The following is an 18,371-nucleotide window of genomic DNA, read 5'->3' on the forward strand; positions in this document are numbered from 1 at the left end:
ATGTATTGTTGGGGCTTTTTAGTGTTGGTTTGTGCTTGATGTTAATAACTGTGAAGTTTCTGTAGTAAAGACGGTACGTGTTGGTCTTGTCTTGTGAGTATGGAGAAGTCTGTCCATCTTGAGCAATGCATTAGCAGCCCATTCGGCCATCTGCATCACAAAGTACAATCGTGTATTTTGTAACGTTACATGTTCCATCATGCCGCTCACATTGACTGTCCCCGTCATATGCATATCACCCGCTTCAGGTAGACGTTTATGAACTGCGCTACCTGGATGAAGCGGACCAGAAGCAAACGTAACCCGTCCGACGTTTTCTGCTCTTCCCATGCTCGCATCGACCGCAATGAGCAAAGCAAGAGGGTGTTTTTTTTCGATGTGTTCAAGGGTTTCTTTAAGGTTTAGCGCATGAACAGGATTTTCTAGTGTCCCGTATACGTGCATACGTCGTTCGCTGTTCTCTTTAATAATTGTGCCAACTAGAGGTCCGAACGCATCTCCTGTGGAACGGTCGGTACCGATACATAGAAGGACAATCGTCTGTCGTTTTGTAGAGCGGAGAATTTCCTCATACATCAGATGTGCCAATGAATCACTAGACGGATGCTCTTCAAAGTAAAATGGATAAGAAAACACCTTTTCTTTAAAAAAATGATAGCTTCATGGACATACCTCTTTCTCCCAAAACATACTAGTCCCAGTATAGGAACTTTTTTCAAAGACTATACAACGGGTTGAATAAGGGGAGAATAGTATGATCGGTCGTGGAATAAAGTGGATGCTTTTATTAACAGGAACGATGATCGGAGCAGGGTACGCTTCTGGTCGAGAAATATGGCAATTTTTCGGCGCTGATAGCGTCGTTGCAATCCTATTATTCAGCGGACTGTTCATGATCTGCTCGTATGTGATCTTAAAGCTAAGTATTTCTTTGAAAGCGGAAAACTACGTCGTTGTTTTAGAAGCATTGCTTGGAAAACGGCTTGCAAAAGCGTATGATAAGCTCATTATTTTGTATCTGTTCCTTACGACTGGAATTATGATCTCTGGTGGAGGTGCAACACTTCAGACGTTCGAACTCCCCTATTGGTTTGGAATTGGCCTCATGTGTATTTTGCTTGTCGTATTGTTTATTTGGGACTTGGACGGGTTAACGTCTGTGAACAATTTTTTGACGCCAATGCTGATCATCTGCCTTGTTGTTATTTTGATTATCTTTCAATGGACGAGCGAAGGCGGCTTTTCATTGGAATGGGGAGCACAAAGCAACTGGCCATCGGCTTTAACGTTTACAGCCCTAAATTTACTTCCCGTTGTCGCTGTACTATCTGCGATTGGTACGAAGATTGAACATAAAGGTGAGGTATGGATTGCTACAATTGGTAGCGGTTTAATTTTAGGAGGAGTGTCATTAATTTATAATCAATCGTTACTGAGGGTAGCGGATGACTTACTGCTCTATGAAATTCCGTTATTCTCGATTTTAAGTTCCTATCCGTCGATTTTAATTTTTGCAATGACGATTCTTTTATGGACAGCGATCTTCACAACGGCTGCTGCCAATATCTTAGGTTTACTTAGTCGCTTTAAAAATTTGTTTACTGCACCTGGGTGGCTGTTAACGTTCGTCATTGTCACTGCTTTGATCCCGATGACAACGTTCGGATTCTCAACATTGGTTGGTTTTTTTGTATCCTCTTTATGGGATGCTGAATTTATACTTGTTAGGCTCGGTTTTGCTCTTCCCCTTTCTCCAAGATGACCAACCGAAACTGCGCTAGAACGAAGGTTACAAGTTATGGTATAATACGAAAGGCTTCCGATCTTCGGAAGCTTTTCTATATGTATGTAATGAATCTTTAATAGAGGGGGCGAATGCCTTGACGGAGACTGATTTTCAACTGAAAGACATTGTGGAAATGAAAAAACCTCATCCGTGTGGGACGAACCGTTGGAAGATTATTCGTATGGGAATGGACATTCGCATTAAATGTGAAGGTTGTGATCATAGCGTCATGATCCCGAGAAAGACATTCGCCCGTAAAATGAAAAAGGTGCTTGAACGAGCAGAGTAAAGGAAGTGACTATACGATGGCTTTAACAACAGGAATTGTTGGCCTACCAAACGTCGGTAAGTCAACGCTTTTTAATGCAATTACCCAAGCAGGTGCTGAAGCAGCGAACTACCCATTCGCAACAATCGACCCGAACGTCGGAATCGTTGAAGTGCCTGATCACCGTTTACAAGTTCTTACTGAACTCGTAAACCCAAAGAAAACAGTCCCAACGACATTTGAATTCACGGACATTGCTGGAATTGTAGAAGGCGCTAGCAAGGGTGAAGGACTTGGGAATAAATTCTTATCCCACATTCGTGAAGTTGATGCGATTACTCACGTTGTCCGTTGTTTTGATAACGACGACATCACCCACGTTTCGGGAAGTGTTGATCCTCTAAGAGACATGGAAGTAATTAACTTAGAGCTGATTCTCGCTGACCTTGAAACAATTTCAAAACGTCTTGAAAAAGTAAACAAGCTCGCCAAAACAAAAGACAAAACAGCGATTGCTGAGCAATCGGTTCTCCAAAAGATCGTCGATGCACTTGAGGCTGAAAAGCCAGCGCGTTCAGTCGACCTTGACGATGAGGAGCATAAGCTTGCTAAAGGTTTTCAACTGTTAACGTTGAAGCCAGTATTATATGTTGCAAATGTTAGCGAAGAAGATCTCTTGTCTGATGAAGATAACGAGTATGTCGCTAGCGTTCGTACCCGTGCAACAGAAGAAAACGCAGAAGTAATTACGATTTGTGCAAGCATTGAAGCTGAAGTTGCTGAATTAGAAGGCGACGACCGCCAAAGCTTCCTAGCTGATCTTGGCATTGAAGAAGCGGGTCTTGATCGCTTAATCCGTGCAGCTTACGCTCTTTTAGGTCTCTCCACGTATTTCACGGCTGGAGAACAAGAAGTTCGCGCGTGGACGATTCGCAAAGGCACAAAGGCACCACAAGCCGCAGGCGTCATCCATACTGACTTTGAGCGAGGTTCATCCGTGCCGAAGTGGTCGCATATGAAGACCTTAAAGAACTCGGTTCAATGACGAAAGCAAAAGAAGCCGGTAAAGTCCGCCTTGAAGGAAAAGACTACGTCGTACTTGATGGCGATGTTATTCACTTTAGGTTTAATGTGTAAAAGCTCCCGTTTGGGAGCTTTTTTTATAATAACGACTCGTGCGGTAATGAGTTTTAAGGATGAGTTAGGCGACTCTTAGCTGTAGAGTCATCAGTCAATGCTTGCATTTCTCTTGCTTTTAAAATGCCTCTTGGCTTGTTCATTTGCGAATAAACGGATTCATAAGCGCCAGCTTTCACTTCATATGTTTCGTGAAAAATGCCAACTGCTTCGCTCTTTGCTGACTTTTTGTAGAAATTGATCCACGCTTCTTTATGGGTTTTACCGTGTGCATAATCGAGGAGCTGATCAATGCTTTCCCAATATTGCGTCAAAACAATCGTGCGACCGCCAAGTGTAGTGTCTTGTGATAAGAAGCCTGTACTTTTATCTGCATACAGCTCTTGGAGCATCGGTCTCATGGCCATAAATACTGGCCACCAATTTTTTTACGTTCCACCACTTGTTAATTCTCATTCCGATGATGAATACGACAAGGTCTTGATCGTTATGCGTACTTATTCGCTTTTGCATTGAATACTCTCCTTTGTTTTTTTGGCACCAACGTAGTTCGGCTTGAGCAATTTCCTTGCCGTAATTAAGCGTGTACAGCCAAAATTCAGAATCATTATGGGTTTGGATGTTCTCTTCAATGGTGTGATAGACTTCGAGCTTTTCACTTAGCATTTGTTCTTGTTTATCTAGGTGCGCGAGCGCTTGTTCTCTTTGCATCTCCAGCCCGAAAAATAATTTCACAAGCAATTCATTACGCATAATAACAGTTTCATTTACAGGAGCAGTAAGCCATTCTTCGAGTTTCTTTTTTTCCGGCGGTAGTGATCGTATACTCTTTGCGTTCAGGTGTTCCATCAGCTTTAATGACAGATTGCGTAGCGTATCCATCTTCCACTAACGTTTTCAGCGCAGGATAAATTTGACCGTAACTCATTTTCCAAAAGTGACTAAAACTGGCATCGATTAAGTTTTTGATGTCATATCCGGTTTTGCACTGGGACGTGAGAATCCCTAAAATGATCCATTTTGTTTCTGTTTTCATTCTACACCTCTATATCTTTATGATATGTATCTTAAAGATATATATTAATGTCTGAAAAGTCAATATTATTTTGGGTGACGGCAGGTTTTTATCGTTTGCTGTCGAAAACTTGTTCATAGAAGGAGGGGATCTATGATTGATTGAATATGTAAAGGAGTTGAGAGCACCTGAACAAATTTGATTGTTTGTAGAAGCGTTATCCCGTCGGTTACCACAAGAGAATAACGGCATAATCCTTGAAGTAGAAAACAGGCTGCGACGAGCACAAGCAGGTTATGCTGGTGAAAGGCAACTTGGATTTCACCTCACAAGTTTAGACAGCCAACCGAAGCCCTATTTAGTACTCCCAGCACTGGCCTCGTAAGTGAATCTGCGTTTCAACTCGTTTTTTTGGTGTTTATATTAAGTTATATACTCATTCTTGAAGTCAAACACATTCATGGATTTGTTCATTTCGCAGAATACGATCAATTCATGCGTGTAGACACGAATATTAAGATGTTTCCAAATCCTCTTGAGCAATGTCTTCGACAAGAACTCTTGCTAAAGCATTCCTTCAGCATTACAACTTACCTGAACATTTACCCGTATTCAGTCGTGTTAATTTTACGTCACATAAAACGATTTTAAGTGTATCTGAGTCTTATAAAGAAACGGTCTAGCACGAGTTTGGCGGGGCGAAACTGTCCACCTGCATGGTTCAGCCCATTAAAGCCGTTTGGTCTAGAATTTGGGGAACTTCAGGGTGGAATGTATTGTGAACGCTGTTTCGGATTTACGCTTCAAAGTGAAAAATGGCTATTGGGCGTGTCACCACTGTGGAGAAAAGACACGTAAGCCATACTCCATACTGTATGAGCTTTCAGAAAGGCAACTTGGTAAACAAAAACAGACAAAGTACAAGTTAAAGATGCCAATAACATGAGAACGTTAGCTTTATGTGGTTTTTAAACGTATTATCGCAAAATGAAACTGACAGCATTAAAATCATCCTCACATAGCTGAACTTTCGTTGCCCCGAACCACTTAACCCACGCCCCTCCAACCTCGCTCGAACACTTCTTACCTATATAAAATTCCAACTTGTGATTGCGCACGTTTCCTGATAGAATTGATTGTTGTGAGTATAGAAATGGGATAACCCGTTTTATTGCTCCTTGCTCTTACTTAATGAAGTGAGGGCCGTTTAGACCAAAGGGAGGTGACTAGAATGCGTAAATATGAAATTCTTTACATTCTTAGCCCACAGTTGGACGAGGAGTCAGTGAAAGCTGCTAATGAGCGTTTCCAAAAGATCCTTACAGACAACGGTGCTGAAATCACATCAGTTGATGAAAAAGGAAGACGTCGTCTTGCTTACGAAATCAACGATTTCAAAGAAGGCTACTATGTAATTACAAAAGTTAATGCTAACGCAGCAGCGGTAAACGAGTTTGACCGTCGTGTTAAGCTAACTGATGATGTTATTCGTACACTTGTCGTTCGCGAAGACGACTAATTGATAGATAAAAGGGAGGGTTACGCATGATTAATCGCGTTGTGCTTGTCGGCCGGCTCACCCATGATCCGGAGCTTCGTTACACGCCGAATGGAGTTGCAGTTGCAAACTTTAGTATTGCTGTGAATCGACCGTTTACGAACCAGCAAGGAGAGCGTGAAGCGGACTTTTTCAGCTGTGTTGTGTGGAGGAAGCAGGCAGAAAACGTGGCAAACTACTTGAAAAAAAGGAAGTTTGGCAGGGATTGATGGCCGCTTACAAAGTCGCAGCTTTGAAAACCAAGAAGGCAAGCGCGTGAAAGTTGTGGAAGTTCAGGCTGAAAGCGTTCAGTTCCTCGAACCGAGAAACTCCCAAGGGAGCGGTGGAGGCGGCGGTGGTTTCCAACAAGGCGGAGGTTACGGCCAAAGCGGTGGAGGCTACAGCCAGAATGGTTCTTACTCTCAAGAGCCACCACAACGTCAATCATCGAACCTGAACGACGATCCATTTTCTAATGATGGAAAACCGATCGATATATCGGACGACGATTTACCATTTTAAATTGAAAGGAGCGAGACCACATGGCACGTCGTAGAGGCAAGCGTAGAAAGGTATGTTATTTCACGGTAAATAAGATCAAGCGCATCGACTACAAAGATCTTGATCTTCTCCGTAAGTTTATCTCAGAGCGAGGAAAAATTCTTCCTCGTCGTGTGACTGGTACTTCTGCGAAGTATCAACGCAAATTGACGATCGCGATCAAGCGTTCACGTCAAGCAGCACTTCTTCCATACGCGAAAGAAGTTTAAGAATGTGTTCAAGGAAGCCGTCATCTCATTAGTAGATGGCGGCTTTTTTTTCACGTATACTTAAAGAGCATTACCTTTCAATTTACGTGTGAATGGGCTACAATAGATCAGTGTAAGATATGTATGAAGCCTAAGATTGGTGGTTATTTTCTGAATGAATCAGTCACGTAGAATTACCGAAGGAGCCGTCGTTGTTGCTCTGTTTACCATACTTATGGTTATGACACTATATATCCCTGTTGTAGCGCTTTTGACGATTTGGTTATTGCCGCTACCGATGATGGTTTATACGATCCGTCACGGAATGAAGCCGGGGGCTCTCGTATTAGTAGTTGCAACGCTTATAACCTTTCTGCTTGCCACAGCTTTAGCATTGCCAATTATTCTGTTGTTTGGAATTGGCGGTTTTGTAATGGGTGTGAGCTATTCAAAAGGTAGAGGGGCATTTCAGACCTTATTTACAGGTAGTGTAAGTTACGTTCTAGCAATTTTTGTGCTCTTTGTATTTTCGAATGTTGTGATGGGAATCCATCCTTTTGAAGCGATTCGCACAGGTATGATTGAGTCGATGAACTCGGCAGAACAATTAATGCAGAACTTTGGTGCAGAAACGGACGAAGAAGCGATTACTGCATACCGGGAATTAGCGAATATGATTCCGCAAATGTCTGCGATGCTTATGATTTTTACAGGTGTGATGTACGCGTTTATCACGCAAATCATTGCGCATCCGATTTTAAGAAGACTGTTGAATAAGCCGTTCGGTTTTCCACCTCTTAGAGAGTGGTCATTGCCGACATTTTTTTATCTGGATTTATTTACTCGGTATTATCGTTAGCCTTGTTGGGGTAAGCGACCCAGGATCAGCACTTTCAATTTTCATGATGAATGTTACACCTTTACTTGAGATTGCGATGATTGTCCAAGGTGCAGCGGTTATGTTTTATTTTGCCCATGTGAAGAAGATCTCAAAGGCGCTACCGATCATCATCTTGTTCTCAGCACTTGTGATACCGATTATTACGTTCTTTGTACGAATCTTAGGGATCATTGATCTTGGTTTTGATTTAAGAAGCCGGATTAAGCCTGATTCAAATAGGGGTTGATGGTATGCCCGAAATAACAAAACAACATTGGTATTTATATCCGATGATCTTTATGTTTACAGTCACAACAGCGAGTGTGACAGTATTGCTTTTTTTATAATTGGATGCTTGCTGTTGTAGGTTATGTGACACTCATTGTCATCGGTGTTGTTTTTTTTCTATGCGCGTTCGAATTTCCAACAAGAGTTAAGCCAATACATTACAACACTCTCCCACCGTGTCAATCGAGCAGGTGAAGAAGCGGTTACGAATTTACCAGTCGGAATTGTGTTGTATGACCAGAACTTTGAAATTCAATGGGCGAACCCTTATATTCGTGATCTTCTCGGAGAAGATTATTTAGGGAAGTCGTTGTCGATCATTTCATCAGATCTTCCGATCTATATTGAAGATAAAAAAACCGAGCATCGCTTGAAGCTTGGCGATCTTGAGCATTACGTGTATGAACGACCGGATGAGCGTTTGCTTTATTTCTTTGATATGACGGAAACGATTGAAACGAAAGAGCGATATCGTGAGGAACAAACGGTTATTGGCTTTATTTATTTAGATAACTATGATGATGTTACACAGACTTTAGATGACGAAGTGACGAGTAGTCTCCGAAACAAAGTCGTAACGATGTTAAACAAATGGGCAAATGAGCATGACATTTTGCTTCGGAGCATTGATGATGACCGTTTTATGGCCGTTTTTAACCATCGGGCTCTTCAAGAAGTAGAAACGAATCGTTTCCAAATTGTTGATGATATTCGTGAAGAAACATCGAAGGATCGCGTAGCGATTACGCTAAGTATTGGAATCGGAACCGGAGAGAAAACGCTCCGTGATCTTGGATCTCTTGCGCAGTCTTCACTCGATCTTGCATTAGGTCGTGGTGGGGATCAAGTAGCAATTAAAGAGAAAAGCGGGCAAGTACGTTTTTATGGTGGAAAGACGAACGCGGTAGAAAAGCGAACACGTGTAAGAGCACGGGTTATTTCTCATGCTTTAAGGGATTTTGTAAGAGAGAGTAATCAAGTAATCGTTATGGGGCATAAAACGCCTGATATGGATGCGATTGGAGCAAGTATCGGCGTATTAAAAGTCGCAGAAGTGAACAACAAAGATGCGTATATCGTTCTTGATCCTGATCAAGTGAGTCCTGACGTTCAGAAGCTTATGGATGAAGTTGAACATCATGAGCATTTATGGTCGAGGTTTATTTCGCCTACAGAAGCGTTGGAACAATTAACGAAGCAGACACTTCTCGTTGTTGTTGATACCCACAAACCGTCACTTGTTATTGAGCCGAAGCTTCTTGATCGTGTGCACCGAGTCGTTGTACTTGATCATCATCGTCGTGGGGAAGAATTTATTGATAATGCAGCGCTCGTGTATATGGAGCCGTATGCTTCTTCAGCGTCAGAGTTAGTAACGGAGTTGCTTGAGTACCAACCGAATAAAGTGAAAATGGAATCGCTAGAAGCAACGGCGATGCTTGCGGGTATGATGGTCGATACGAAGCATTTTAGCATTCGTACAGGTTCAAGAACGTTTGATGCGGCTTCCTACTTAAAAGCAAATGGAGCTGATACAACAGCGGTACAGTTGCTTCTAAAAGAAGATCTGGATAACTACATTGAACGATCAAGAATTATCGGACGTGCGACGGTTTACGGCAGTGGAATGGCCATTGCGCGTGGTGAAGAAGGTCGAACCTATCATCCTGTTCTTATTGCACAGGCAGCGGATACGTTACTTACGATGAATGACGTTAAGGCTTCGTTCGTTATTTCGAAGCGGGATGACGGTCGGGTGAGTGTGAGTGCCCGTTCCTTAGGAGATATTAACGTTCAAGTGATCATGGAGAAATTGGGTGGTGGTGGACATCTATCAAACGCCGCTGCTCAGTTTGATGACCTGACTATTGAACAAGTTGAAGAACAACTAAAAGAAGCAATGGATCAATCTATGGGAGGTCAGTCTACATGAAAGTAATTTTCAAGCAAGATGTTAAAGGTAAAGGCAAAAAAAAGGTGAAGTGAAAGACGTGTCTGAAGGATACGCACGTAACTATTTGTTGAAGAATGATTTAGCGGTTGAAGCTTCAACAGGTAACATGAAAGACTTGCAAGCGAAGCAAAAAAGCGATGATAAAAAACTACAAGAAGAACGTGAAGCAGCAGAAAAAACAAAAGCCGAATTAGAAAGTACAGACGTTGAAATGAATGCTAAAGCAGGTGAAGGCGGTAAGTTATTCGGAGCCGTGTCCACAAAGCAAATTCATGAAGCGCTCAAGAAAAAAAGGCTTTAAGGTTGATAAACGCAAAATTGAACTTAGCGAGCCAATTCGTACACTCGGAGTTACGAAAGTGCCTGTGAAGATTCATCCTGAGGTAACAGCGACAGTTAACATTCACGTAAAAGAACAATAAGCAAATGAGGTGAGGGTACGGTGACAGAAGGATGGCAAGAGGATCGACTTCCTCCACAAAATATCGAAGCAGAGCAAGCAGTATTAGGGTCCATTTTCTTGCAAGAGGAATCCCTCGTTTCTGCGACCGAGCGTTTGCGCCCTGAAGACTTTTATCGTGCTTCTCATCAACGAATTTTTAGTGCGATGGTTGAGCTCTCTGAGAAAGGCGAGCCTGTAGACCTCGTCACGGTCACCTCTGAGCTTCAAAATCGCCAGTGGCTTGAAGAAGCAGGTGGCGTTGCCTATTTAACCGATTTAGCAAACGCTGTGCCGACTGCATCAAACGTTCAGCACTATGCGAGAACGGTCGAAGAGAAATCATTGCTTCGTCGATTAATTCGAACGGCAACGACGATTGCAACAGATGGATTTGAGGCGGAGCAAGAAGTCGATGACGTATTAAGTGATGCAGAGCGCATGATTCTAGAAGTCTCGAATCGTCGTTCTTCAGGTGCATTCGTGTCCATTAAAGACGTGTTAATGGAGACGTATGACAACATTGAAATGTTACAAGGCCGTGGCGACGCACTGACGGGCGTTTCAAGCGGGTTTCAAGAGCTTGATCGAATGACAGCAGGGTTTCAACGCAGTGACTTAATTATCGTTGCTGCACGTCCATCTATGGGGAAGACGGCGTTTGCGTTAAACATTGCACAAAACATCGCAACAAAAAGTGATGAAAATGTCGCGATCTTTAGTCTTGAGATGGGAGCGTCGCAACTTGTGCAACGAATGCTCTGTGCCGAAGGTAATATCGACGGTACACGCCTTCGTACAGGACAGTTGATTGAAGAAGACTGGGAAAAGCTTGCAATGGCGATGGGAACGTTGTCTAGAGCAGGCATTTATATCGATGATTCGCCTGGAATTCGTGTTGCTGATATTCGTGCGAAGTGCCGAAGGCTTAAGCAGGAAAAAGGGTTAGGCATGATCTTAATCGATTATCTTCAACTCATTCAAGGGCGAGGAACTGATAGTCGTCAACAAGAAGTCTCTGAGATCTCTCGTAACTTAAAAGGGATTGCACGTGAGCTCGACGTACCGGTCATTGCCTTGTCTCAGCTCTCACGTAGTGTGGAATCCCGTCAAGATAAGCGTCCGATGATGAGCGACTTGCGTGAGTCAGGAAGTATTGAGCAAGATGCGGACATCGTTTCGTTTTTGTTCCGTGAAGACTATTATGATCATGATGCTGAAAATCAGAACATGATTGAAATTATTATTGCGAAACAACGTAACGGTCCTGTTGGTAGTGTAGAGCTTGCGTTTATAAAAGAATACAACAAGTTCGTCAACCTTGATCGAAGGCATGACGAGAATATGGCACCACCTGGTGCGTAGCTTAAACGAAGGGTTAAAACCCTTCGTTTTTTTTGTTAACAAATTTAACAATAAGGCGAATGAATATCCTTTTTTTTGATATAAATGTTCGGTTTATTTTGACCTGAAGTGTTTCTTTTGATAGAATTGACTACGGTAAAGAGATAAATAATGAACGATTTAATTATATCGGAAGAGGTGAGTCTTTTGTCATCCATCGTAATTGTAGGTACACAATGGGGAGACGAAGGCAAGGGGAAGATTACAGATTACTTATCAGAAAACGCGGAAGTCGTTGCTCGTTATCAAGGTGGTAACAACGCGGGGCATACGATTAAATTTGGTGGAGAAACGTATAAGCTTCACCTAGTACCGTCAGGGATTTTCTATGATGATAAGATTTGTGTAATTGGAAACGGCATGGTCATCGATCCTAAGGCATTAGTAGAAGAGTTGACTGGATTACAAGAACGTGGCATTGATACGAGCAATTTGCGTATTAGCAACCGTGCGCATGTGATCCTTCCTTATCATATAAAACAAGATATCGTGGAAGAAGAGAGTAAAGGCGCAAGCAAAATTGGTACGACGAAAAAAAGGCATCGGTCCAGCTTATATGGATAAAGCTGCTCGGATCGGTATTCGTATTGCTGATCTTCTAGAGAAGACGGAATTTGAAAGTAAGCTTTCACGTAACTTGATCGAGAAAAACCGTCTATTGGAAAAACTCTATGAGACTAACGGGTTTACAGTAGAAGAGATTCTTGAAGAATACTTTGATTATGGTCAAAAGTTAAAACAATACGTTTGTGACACGTCTGTCGTATTGAATGATGCGATTGATCAAGGTCGACGTGTATTATTCGAGGGTGCCCAAGGTGTTATGCTTGATATTGATCAAGGTACGTATCCATTCGTTACATCATCAAACCCTATTGCCGGTGGTGTTGCAATCGGTTCGGGTGTCGGACCATCTAAAATCCAGAAAGTTGTTGGGGTTTCAAAAGCATATACGACTCGTGTTGGAGACGGTCCATTCCCGACAGAGCTTACGGATGAAATTGGTGATCGCATTCGTAAGATTGGTAACGAATACGGAACGACTACAGGGCGACCAAGACGTGTCGGTTGGTTTGATTCCGTCGTTGTACGCCACGCACGTCGCGTAAGTGGGATTACAGACTTTCCCTCAACTGTTTAGACGTGCTTTCTGGTCTTGAGACGGTGAAGATCTGTACGGCTTATGAGTACCAAGGGGAACGCCTTGAAGAATTCCCAGCTAGTCTTAATGTGTTAGCAGAATGTAAACCAGTGTATGAAGAAATGCCAGGGTGGAGCGAGGACATTACAGGAGCGAAGTCGTTAAGTGATCTTCCTGAAAATGCGCGTCATTATGCGGAACGAGTTTCCCAATTAACGAATATTCCACTATCCATTTTCTCTGTTGGACCTGATCGTACACAAACAAATGAAGTACGCGGTGTTTGGGGCGTATGATGATGAATGGCCTTCGCTTTTGCGAAGGTCGTTTTTCTTTTGTTTCATGTGAAACTAGCGTTATACTCTACGTATGATGTAGAGAGGAGAGATAAGATGAAGCATTTAATTAATGGCGAATGGACAGGAGCAGACCTTGAACAAATTGATGTAACCAACCCTGCAAATGGAGCGATTGTAGACACCGTTCCAAAGGGTGGAAAAAATGAGGCAAAGCAAGCGGTTGATGCAGCATATGAGGCATTTCGCCCGTGGTCAAAGTTAACCGCAGCTGAACGTTCAGAGAAGCTTGAAAAGTGGCACAATCTTATCGATAAACATCAAGAAGAGTTAGCAACGACGATGACGAAGGAACAAGGCAAGCCAATGAAAGAATCCCGTGGTGAGATTGGCTATGCAAATTCATTTATTAAATGGTACGCAGAAGAAGGAAAACGTGTTTATGGTGAAACGATTCCAGCGTCAGCTGAGAACAAGCGAATCTTTGTGACGAAACAAGCGGTCGGGGTTGTAGCGGTCATTACTCCGTGGAACTTCCCAGCTGCAATGATCACAAGAAAGGTTGCACCAGCACTTGCTGTAGGTTGTACAGTCGTCATTAAACCAGCAACTCAAACGCCTTTGACGGCTTTGAAACTTGCTGAACTGGCGGTTGAAGCAGGGATTCCTAAAGGTGTAATCAATGTTATCACTGGTAAATCGAGTGAAATCTCTGAAGTATGGCAAGACGACACGCGCGTACGCAAATTAACGTTTACAGGTTCTACAGAAGTTGGCCGTACGTTAATGGAGGGCGCGTCAAAGAACATTAAGAAAATCTCATTAGAGCTCGGTGGCCATGCCCCGCTCATCGTTTTAGAAGACGCTGACCTAGATAATGCAGCTGAACAAGCGGTTGCGTCGAAGTTCCGCAATGCAGGTCAAACGTGTGTATGTGCCAACCGCATATATGTTGCAGAGTCCGTCGAAAAGGAATTTACTGAGAAACTAAAAGTGCTCGTTGAACAACTAAAAGTCGGTGACGGCCTTGATGATGAGACGGATATCGGACCACTCATTGACTCAAATGCTGTTGATAAAGTGCTATCGCAAATTGAAGATGCAAAGTCACAAGGAGCGAAGGTCGTTACTGGCGGTGAGAAAATCGGTGAGTTATTCTTAACACCAACGGTCATGACAGGGATAACTGAAGAGATGGCTTGTATGAACGACGAAACGTTCGGTCCCCTCGCGCCAATTGCTACATTTAAGACCGATGAAGAAGCAATCCAAAGAGCGAACGATACAATTTACGGTCTTGCAGCCTATTTATTTACGAGTGATATCGGTAAAGCGGTACGTTTAAGTGAGGACCTTGAATATGGAATTGTTGGTTTAAACGATGGTGGTCCATCCACTGCTCAGGCGCCTTTTGGAGGATGGAAACAGAGTGGTATTGGTCGTGAAGGCGGACATCACGGATTAGAAGAATATATAGAAACAAAGTACATCTCTCTAAAAATTTAATGAATGGATGAGAAAAACTCACTCGCCTAGAAAAAGGCGGGTGAGTTTTTTAGATCGCTTTTTCATAGTAGAAGAACGGCTCTTCTCGTGCTTCTGTTTGGAGTTCTCCTACTTGAGAATAACCAAGTTTTTGGAAAAGCTTCTGTGCTTTCGTATTTAATGAATACGTATCGATTTTGATTGATTTTAGCTGTTGATTTAACGCTTCTGTTTCTGCAAAACGAAAGAGTGTTTCAGCAATACCTTTGTTGCGTACTGTTGGGTTAACCGCGAGGCGATGTAGCGTAATAGAGTCTGTATCAAGATGGCGCCACGAAAGTTGATGGTACTCTTTGGCAAACTCTTGATTGATAACGATAAACCCTTCAATTCGTTCTTCGACGTAAACGTAAAGCGACTTCTTCTTTATATCCTGTGCAAAATGGTGAAGTGTAGGGTACTCTTCATTCCATTGGTCGCTTCCTTCTTCATTCATTAGCTTTGTTGCTTTTTTGGCTATCGCAACAACACCAGAGAGGTCTTCCATTCCTGCAAGTCTAATCATGATGTGCACTCCCCATTTAAAAACTACGTACAAGTATAGCGCGGAAAAAAGCGATTGACGAGAGAAAAATATCGGGACGCAAAATTGAATTTTTAGAAAGTGTTGACAAATGCTTTGTCACTCGCATACAATACAGTCAGATAAAGTTGACCGAGTAAGAAAGGCGTGATGGGTAAATGAAAGAAATATTTGTAATGACGACGTATGAGCAAGTACGTGCCGTTAGTGATTCGTTCCGTAGTCGAATGTTAGTGAACTTCGGCACACAACCATTGACGGGGCAACAATTAGCGGAGAAATTAGACATCTCACGTTCCAAAATCCATTACCACTTAAATGAACTCGAAAAGAATGGGATTATTGAAATTGTGCGTCGAGAAGAGAAAAATGGCATTATGCAGAAGTTTTATCAACCAGTTGCAAAATCGTACATCGTTGACGATAAGCTTTTAGACTTTTTCGGGGGGAGTGATTTGCTTTCTAAAGGAAGTATGACGAATACGTTTAGAGGTGACCAAGAAACATTTGAGAAATTTATGAAACGCGTGAATGATGATTTCCAAAAGGCGTTAGGTGAATATTCTACTGATGATCCTCATTCATCCGAATACGTGTTGCATGTTGATTGGTATAAAAAAGACAATAACTCCTGAAAGCCTATGTTCGTGCATAGGCATTTGTTTTACCCCAACGGTCAAAAAAAATGAACGGTGTAAATAAATAAAAACGAGAGAGGTTATTTACATGAAAAATATTCTCACTAATTTTAATTTTGTGGTTTTATTATTGAGCCGATGTGCTTCGAATGCTGGGAGCAGTCTGTATTCGATCGCTGCGATGTGGCTCGTATATGAATTGAGTGGGTCGTCAATGTACTCGGGTCTTGCGTTATTTTTAACGCAAATGCCAGCGCTACTACAAATTGTGCTTGGACCAGTCATTGATCGTTTTCAAATCAAGAAATTACTCGTAATCACTCAATGTATTCAAGTGGTCATGTTACTCGTTTTACCACTCGCGTATGCTTTTGGTTTCTTAACGGTTGCACTTGTTTTGACTGTGATGCCAGTCGTCTCTCTATGTAATCAGTTCCTCTATCCTGCGCAACTAACCTTACTTCCGAAGATTTTAAAGAAAGACCAACTTACGACGGGCAACTCGTTGTTCTCAGTCGCCTATCAAGGGACAGACGTGCTGTTTACCGCGCTTGCAGGAATCATTATTGCCGTTGTTGGTGGTGTTGCAATTTTCTATGTAACAGTGCAACGTTCTTATTCTCAGCGTTATTGTTAATGCAATTACGCTTACCAAAGCAAAGGCAACGAGATGAAAACGATAAACAGCGGACAGTTAAACAGTTAGTAAAAAGCTATGGTGAACAATTAGGGGAAGGTTTACGTGTACTAAGACAATCGTTCTTTAGCCGCCTGCTTATCGGAATTCTCGTCGTAAACTTTGCGATTGCAGGTGTGTTTGCGATTCTTCCTGGATTTAGTTCTACGTATGGTAACGTTGATTTTTATGGCATGCTGCTCGCAGCTAGTGGGCTAGGCACAATCATTGGAGCAGCATGTGTGTCACTCTTCAAGTTGCAACGAGTACCGATTGCCATTTTATATGCATCACTCCTTAGTGTGACCGGCCTATGTTTTATTGCGATGGCGATCGGTGGCCATCCAGCTGTGGTACTTCTGCTGTTTGCGCTCGCATTCATTCCTGCTGGTAGCATAAACGTCATTGCTTTTGTGATGATTCAATCGGCTGTAGAAGAACATTTACTCGGAAGAGTTATGGCTGCGGTCATGGGAATTGCTGCGGGTATTGCTCCACTCGGTTCTTTAATTGGCGGTGCTATTGGATCTTGGTTTAGCTATGGAGTGGTCATTGTAACTTCTGGGTTGCTTCTACTCAGCGTCGCTCTATATTGGATTTTAAGCAAAAAAATGCGACGTCTACCGGCGACCCAAGAATTATCGACAGATCTGTTCCAAGCTGGATAAGTCCCTTAGCATTTGGTTATAATGATAGTGGTGCGAAGGGCAATGTCTCTTATAACAAAGTTCTACAAAGAACTTCAAAAAAAGCATTGCATAAATTTATTTGGCGTGCTAAGATAAGTCTTGTCCTTCGATAGGAAGTAGTTGAGCCATTAGCTCAGTTGGTAGAGCATCTGACTTTTAATCAGAGGGTCGGAGGTTCGAGTCCTCCATGGCTCACCATTTACATATTGTAAACAGATCAACTACGAGAAGGAAAGAGTGAGTGTATTACCAAGTACACAACTCGAACGAAGCAGCCGAAGAGATTCGCCGCTTATTTTTTGAAATATGGGCCTGTGGTGTAGCGGTTAACATGCCTGCCTGTCACGCAGGAGATCGCGGGTTCGATTCCCGTCAGGCCCGCCATTTTAATTGGCTCGATAGCTCAGTTGGTAGAGCAGTAGACTGAAAATCTACGTGTCGGCGGTTCGATTCCGTCTCGAGCCACCATTTGATTGTCTGTCATTCGTATATTCAATCAAATCACTTACGACAACTTATGAAGCAGTATTAAGCTAGACCCCGAATGTATAATTCGGGGTTTTTTTCTTATTTGAATTGAAGCGCTATGGTACAATAGAAGCGCGAAACATTTATACCAATCGTACTTGTATAGTATGACTACAATTGAAAGAATAGAGGCGATCATAATGAACGAAAAAAATACTCGTTGTTGATGATGAAAAGCCAATTGCGGATATATTAGAGTTCTCTTTGAAAAAAGAAGGATTTGAAGTTGAAGTGGCTTACGACGGTGACGAAGCCCTACAAAAAGTACATGATTTTCAACCAGAATTGATTTTATTAGATATTATGCTTCCAAACCGTGATGGGATGGAAGTTTGTCGCGAAGTTCGTAAAGATTACGACATGCCAATCATTATGCTTACTGCTAAAGATTCAGAGATCGACAAAGTACTCGGGCTTGAACTAGGTGCCGATGATTATGTAACGAAGCCATTTAGTACACGTGAGCTACTCGCGCGCGTGAAGGCGAACATTCGTCGCCTCCAAGCAGTTCCTCAAAACGATAAACAAAAGAGTGGCGAAATGGAAATCGGTGGTCTAACGATTGATCCTGAAGCGTACCTCGTCCGAAAACGAGGAGAGCCAATTGAACTTACGCACCGAGAGTTTGAATTAATTCATTACCTCGCTCGTCATCTTGGACAAGTAATGACTCGTGAGCATCTGCTCCAGTCAGTATGGGGATATGACTATTTTGGAGATGTTCGTACGGTCGACGTTACCGTTCGAAGATTAAGAGAGAAAGTTGAAGACAACCCTAGCTATCCACTTTGGATAATTACGAGAAGGGGAGTCGGTTACTATTTGCGTCACCCTGAACAGGAGTAGTGTAGTGGATGGAGAAGTTTCGGAACTTTTTT

19 protein-coding genes, 3 tRNA genes and 4 pseudogenes are annotated in these 18,371 nt (G+C 42.5%); 21 read left to right on the plus strand and 5 right to left on the minus strand.

Annotated elements, in window-relative coordinates; genetic code table 11:
• Positions 1–18 precede the first annotated feature (18 nt).
• Positions 19–636 (minus strand): spore protease YyaC, encoded by a 618-nt coding sequence (gene yyaC, locus JCM19055_RS00210; protein WP_042358053.1) that lies wholly within the window; start codon positions 634–636, stop codon positions 19–21.
• Between the two features lie 118 nt (positions 637–754).
• Here yyaC and JCM19055_RS00215 point away from each other — a divergent pair, with 118 nt between their 5' ends.
• From JCM19055_RS00215 to ychF, 3 genes and pseudogenes are all read left to right on the plus strand, one after another.
• Positions 755–1,762, plus strand: coding sequence for a hypothetical protein (locus JCM19055_RS00215; protein ID WP_370542933.1), 1,008 nt, complete (start codon positions 755–757; stop codon positions 1,760–1,762).
• Positions 1,763–1,880: 118 nt separating this feature from the next.
• Complete coding sequence (locus JCM19055_RS00220; protein ID WP_042358055.1) at positions 1,881–2,075, plus strand: DUF951 domain-containing protein; 195 nt, start codon at positions 1,881–1,883, stop codon at positions 2,073–2,075.
• A 16-nt stretch (positions 2,076–2,091) separates the two neighbouring features.
• Positions 2,092–3,191: pseudogene (gene ychF, locus JCM19055_RS00225) on the plus strand (redox-regulated ATPase YchF).
• Positions 3,192–3,244: 53 nt separating this feature from the next.
• Here the strand turns inward: ychF and JCM19055_RS00230 are convergent.
• The 3 genes from JCM19055_RS00230 to JCM19055_RS22140 are packed head-to-tail and all read right to left on the minus strand — an operon-like array spanning position 3,245 to position 4,227.
• Positions 3,245–3,598 carry a DUF4188 domain-containing protein gene (locus JCM19055_RS00230; RefSeq protein WP_265181603.1) on the minus strand — a complete coding sequence of 118 codons (354 nt, stop codon included), beginning with the start codon at positions 3,596–3,598 and terminating at the stop codon, positions 3,245–3,247.
• A complete protein-coding gene (locus JCM19055_RS27835; RefSeq protein WP_370542934.1) occupies positions 3,558–4,073 on the minus strand; it encodes a hypothetical protein in 516 nt (171 codons plus the stop codon). Before JCM19055_RS27835 ends, JCM19055_RS00230 begins: the two co-directional genes overlap by 41 nt.
• Positions 3,955–4,227: a PadR family transcriptional regulator gene (locus tag JCM19055_RS22140; RefSeq protein WP_052365711.1), complete on the minus strand. Its 273-nt coding sequence runs from the start codon at positions 4,225–4,227 to the stop codon at positions 3,955–3,957. The genes JCM19055_RS27835 and JCM19055_RS22140 overlap by 119 nt, the downstream gene beginning before the upstream one ends.
• Positions 4,228–4,620: 393 nt before the next feature.
• On the opposite strand from JCM19055_RS22140, the gene JCM19055_RS30980 reads away from it, so the two are divergent.
• From JCM19055_RS30980 to JCM19055_RS00290, 11 genes and pseudogenes are all read left to right on the plus strand, one after another.
• A complete protein-coding gene (locus JCM19055_RS30980; RefSeq protein ID WP_193745242.1) occupies positions 4,621–4,857 on the plus strand; it encodes an NERD domain-containing protein in 237 nt (78 codons plus the stop codon).
• Between the two features lie 580 nt (positions 4,858–5,437).
• Positions 5,438–5,725: a 30S ribosomal protein S6 gene (gene rpsF, locus JCM19055_RS00250; protein ID WP_042358059.1), complete on the plus strand. Its 288-nt coding sequence runs from the start codon at positions 5,438–5,440 to the stop codon at positions 5,723–5,725.
• Positions 5,726–5,751: 26 nt separating this feature from the next.
• A pseudogene (gene ssb, locus JCM19055_RS00255) lies at positions 5,752–6,265 on the plus strand (single-stranded DNA-binding protein).
• A 20-nt stretch (positions 6,266–6,285) separates the two neighbouring features.
• Positions 6,286–6,513, plus strand: coding sequence for a 30S ribosomal protein S18 (rpsR, locus tag JCM19055_RS00260; protein ID WP_042358060.1), 228 nt, complete (start codon positions 6,286–6,288; stop codon positions 6,511–6,513).
• Positions 6,514–6,667: 154 nt separating this feature from the next.
• Positions 6,668–7,351 (plus strand): YybS family protein, encoded by a 684-nt coding sequence (locus tag JCM19055_RS00265; protein WP_081833327.1) that lies wholly within the window; start codon positions 6,668–6,670, stop codon positions 7,349–7,351.
• A complete protein-coding gene (locus JCM19055_RS24960; protein WP_265181661.1) occupies positions 7,344–7,619 on the plus strand; it encodes a DUF2232 domain-containing protein in 276 nt (91 codons plus the stop codon). The genes JCM19055_RS00265 and JCM19055_RS24960 overlap by 8 nt, the downstream gene beginning before the upstream one ends.
• A 144-nt stretch (positions 7,620–7,763) precedes the next feature.
• On the plus strand, positions 7,764–9,593 hold the full coding sequence (locus tag JCM19055_RS00270) for a DHH family phosphoesterase (RefSeq protein ID WP_265181605.1): 1,830 nt from the start codon (positions 7,764–7,766) through the stop codon (positions 9,591–9,593).
• Positions 9,590–10,036: pseudogene (gene rplI / locus JCM19055_RS00275) on the plus strand (50S ribosomal protein L9). The gene JCM19055_RS00270 and the pseudogene rplI overlap by 4 nt, the downstream one beginning before the upstream one ends.
• Before the next feature lie 20 nt (positions 10,037–10,056).
• On the plus strand, positions 10,057–11,418 hold the full coding sequence (gene dnaB / locus JCM19055_RS00280) for a replicative DNA helicase (RefSeq protein ID WP_042358061.1): 1,362 nt from the start codon (positions 10,057–10,059) through the stop codon (positions 11,416–11,418).
• A gap of 186 nt (positions 11,419–11,604) precedes the next feature.
• A pseudogene (locus JCM19055_RS00285) lies at positions 11,605–12,894 on the plus strand (adenylosuccinate synthase).
• Between the two features lie 96 nt (positions 12,895–12,990).
• Entirely contained in the window at positions 12,991–14,400 is a 1,410-nt protein-coding gene (locus JCM19055_RS00290; protein ID WP_042358063.1) for an NAD-dependent succinate-semialdehyde dehydrogenase, read from the plus strand.
• A gap of 49 nt (positions 14,401–14,449) precedes the next feature.
• Here JCM19055_RS00290 and JCM19055_RS00295 read toward each other — a convergent pair whose 3' ends face one another.
• Positions 14,450–14,944, minus strand: a complete 495-nt coding sequence (locus JCM19055_RS00295) for a GNAT family N-acetyltransferase (RefSeq protein ID WP_052361005.1) — start codon at positions 14,942–14,944, stop codon at positions 14,450–14,452.
• 176 nt (positions 14,945–15,120) lie between these two features.
• On the opposite strand from JCM19055_RS00295, the gene JCM19055_RS00300 reads away from it, so the two are divergent.
• The 7 genes from JCM19055_RS00300 (at position 15,121) to yycF (ending at position 18,339) form a co-directional block, all read left to right on the plus strand.
• Entirely contained in the window at positions 15,121–15,597 is a 477-nt protein-coding gene (locus JCM19055_RS00300) for a transcriptional regulator (protein ID WP_042358065.1), read from the plus strand.
• Between the two features lie 91 nt (positions 15,598–15,688).
• Positions 15,689–16,237 carry an MFS transporter gene (locus JCM19055_RS22150; protein WP_052365714.1) on the plus strand — a complete coding sequence of 183 codons (549 nt, stop codon included), beginning with the start codon at positions 15,689–15,691 and terminating at the stop codon, positions 16,235–16,237.
• Positions 16,237–16,944, plus strand: coding sequence for an MFS transporter (locus JCM19055_RS22155; RefSeq protein WP_052365715.1), 708 nt, complete (start codon positions 16,237–16,239; stop codon positions 16,942–16,944). The genes JCM19055_RS22150 and JCM19055_RS22155 overlap by 1 nt, the downstream gene beginning before the upstream one ends.
• A 143-nt stretch (positions 16,945–17,087) precedes the next feature.
• Positions 17,088–17,163 (plus strand) — tRNA-Lys (locus JCM19055_RS00310).
• Between the two features lie 110 nt (positions 17,164–17,273).
• Positions 17,274–17,349 (plus strand) — tRNA-Asp (locus tag JCM19055_RS00315).
• Between the two features lie 8 nt (positions 17,350–17,357).
• A tRNA-Phe gene (locus JCM19055_RS00320) sits at positions 17,358–17,433 on the plus strand.
• 213 nt (positions 17,434–17,646) lie between these two features.
• The gene (gene yycF / locus JCM19055_RS00325) at positions 17,647–18,339 is read left to right on the plus strand and encodes a response regulator YycF (protein ID WP_042358066.1); all 693 of its coding nucleotides are present in this window, start codon (positions 17,647–17,649) and stop codon (positions 18,337–18,339) included.
• The last annotated feature ends 32 nt before the right edge of the window (positions 18,340–18,371 follow it).

Source organism: Geomicrobium sp. JCM 19055 (assembly GCF_000698185.1).
Classification (GTDB): Bacteria; Bacillota; Bacilli; order Bacillales; family Marinococcaceae; genus Geomicrobium_A; species Geomicrobium_A sediminis.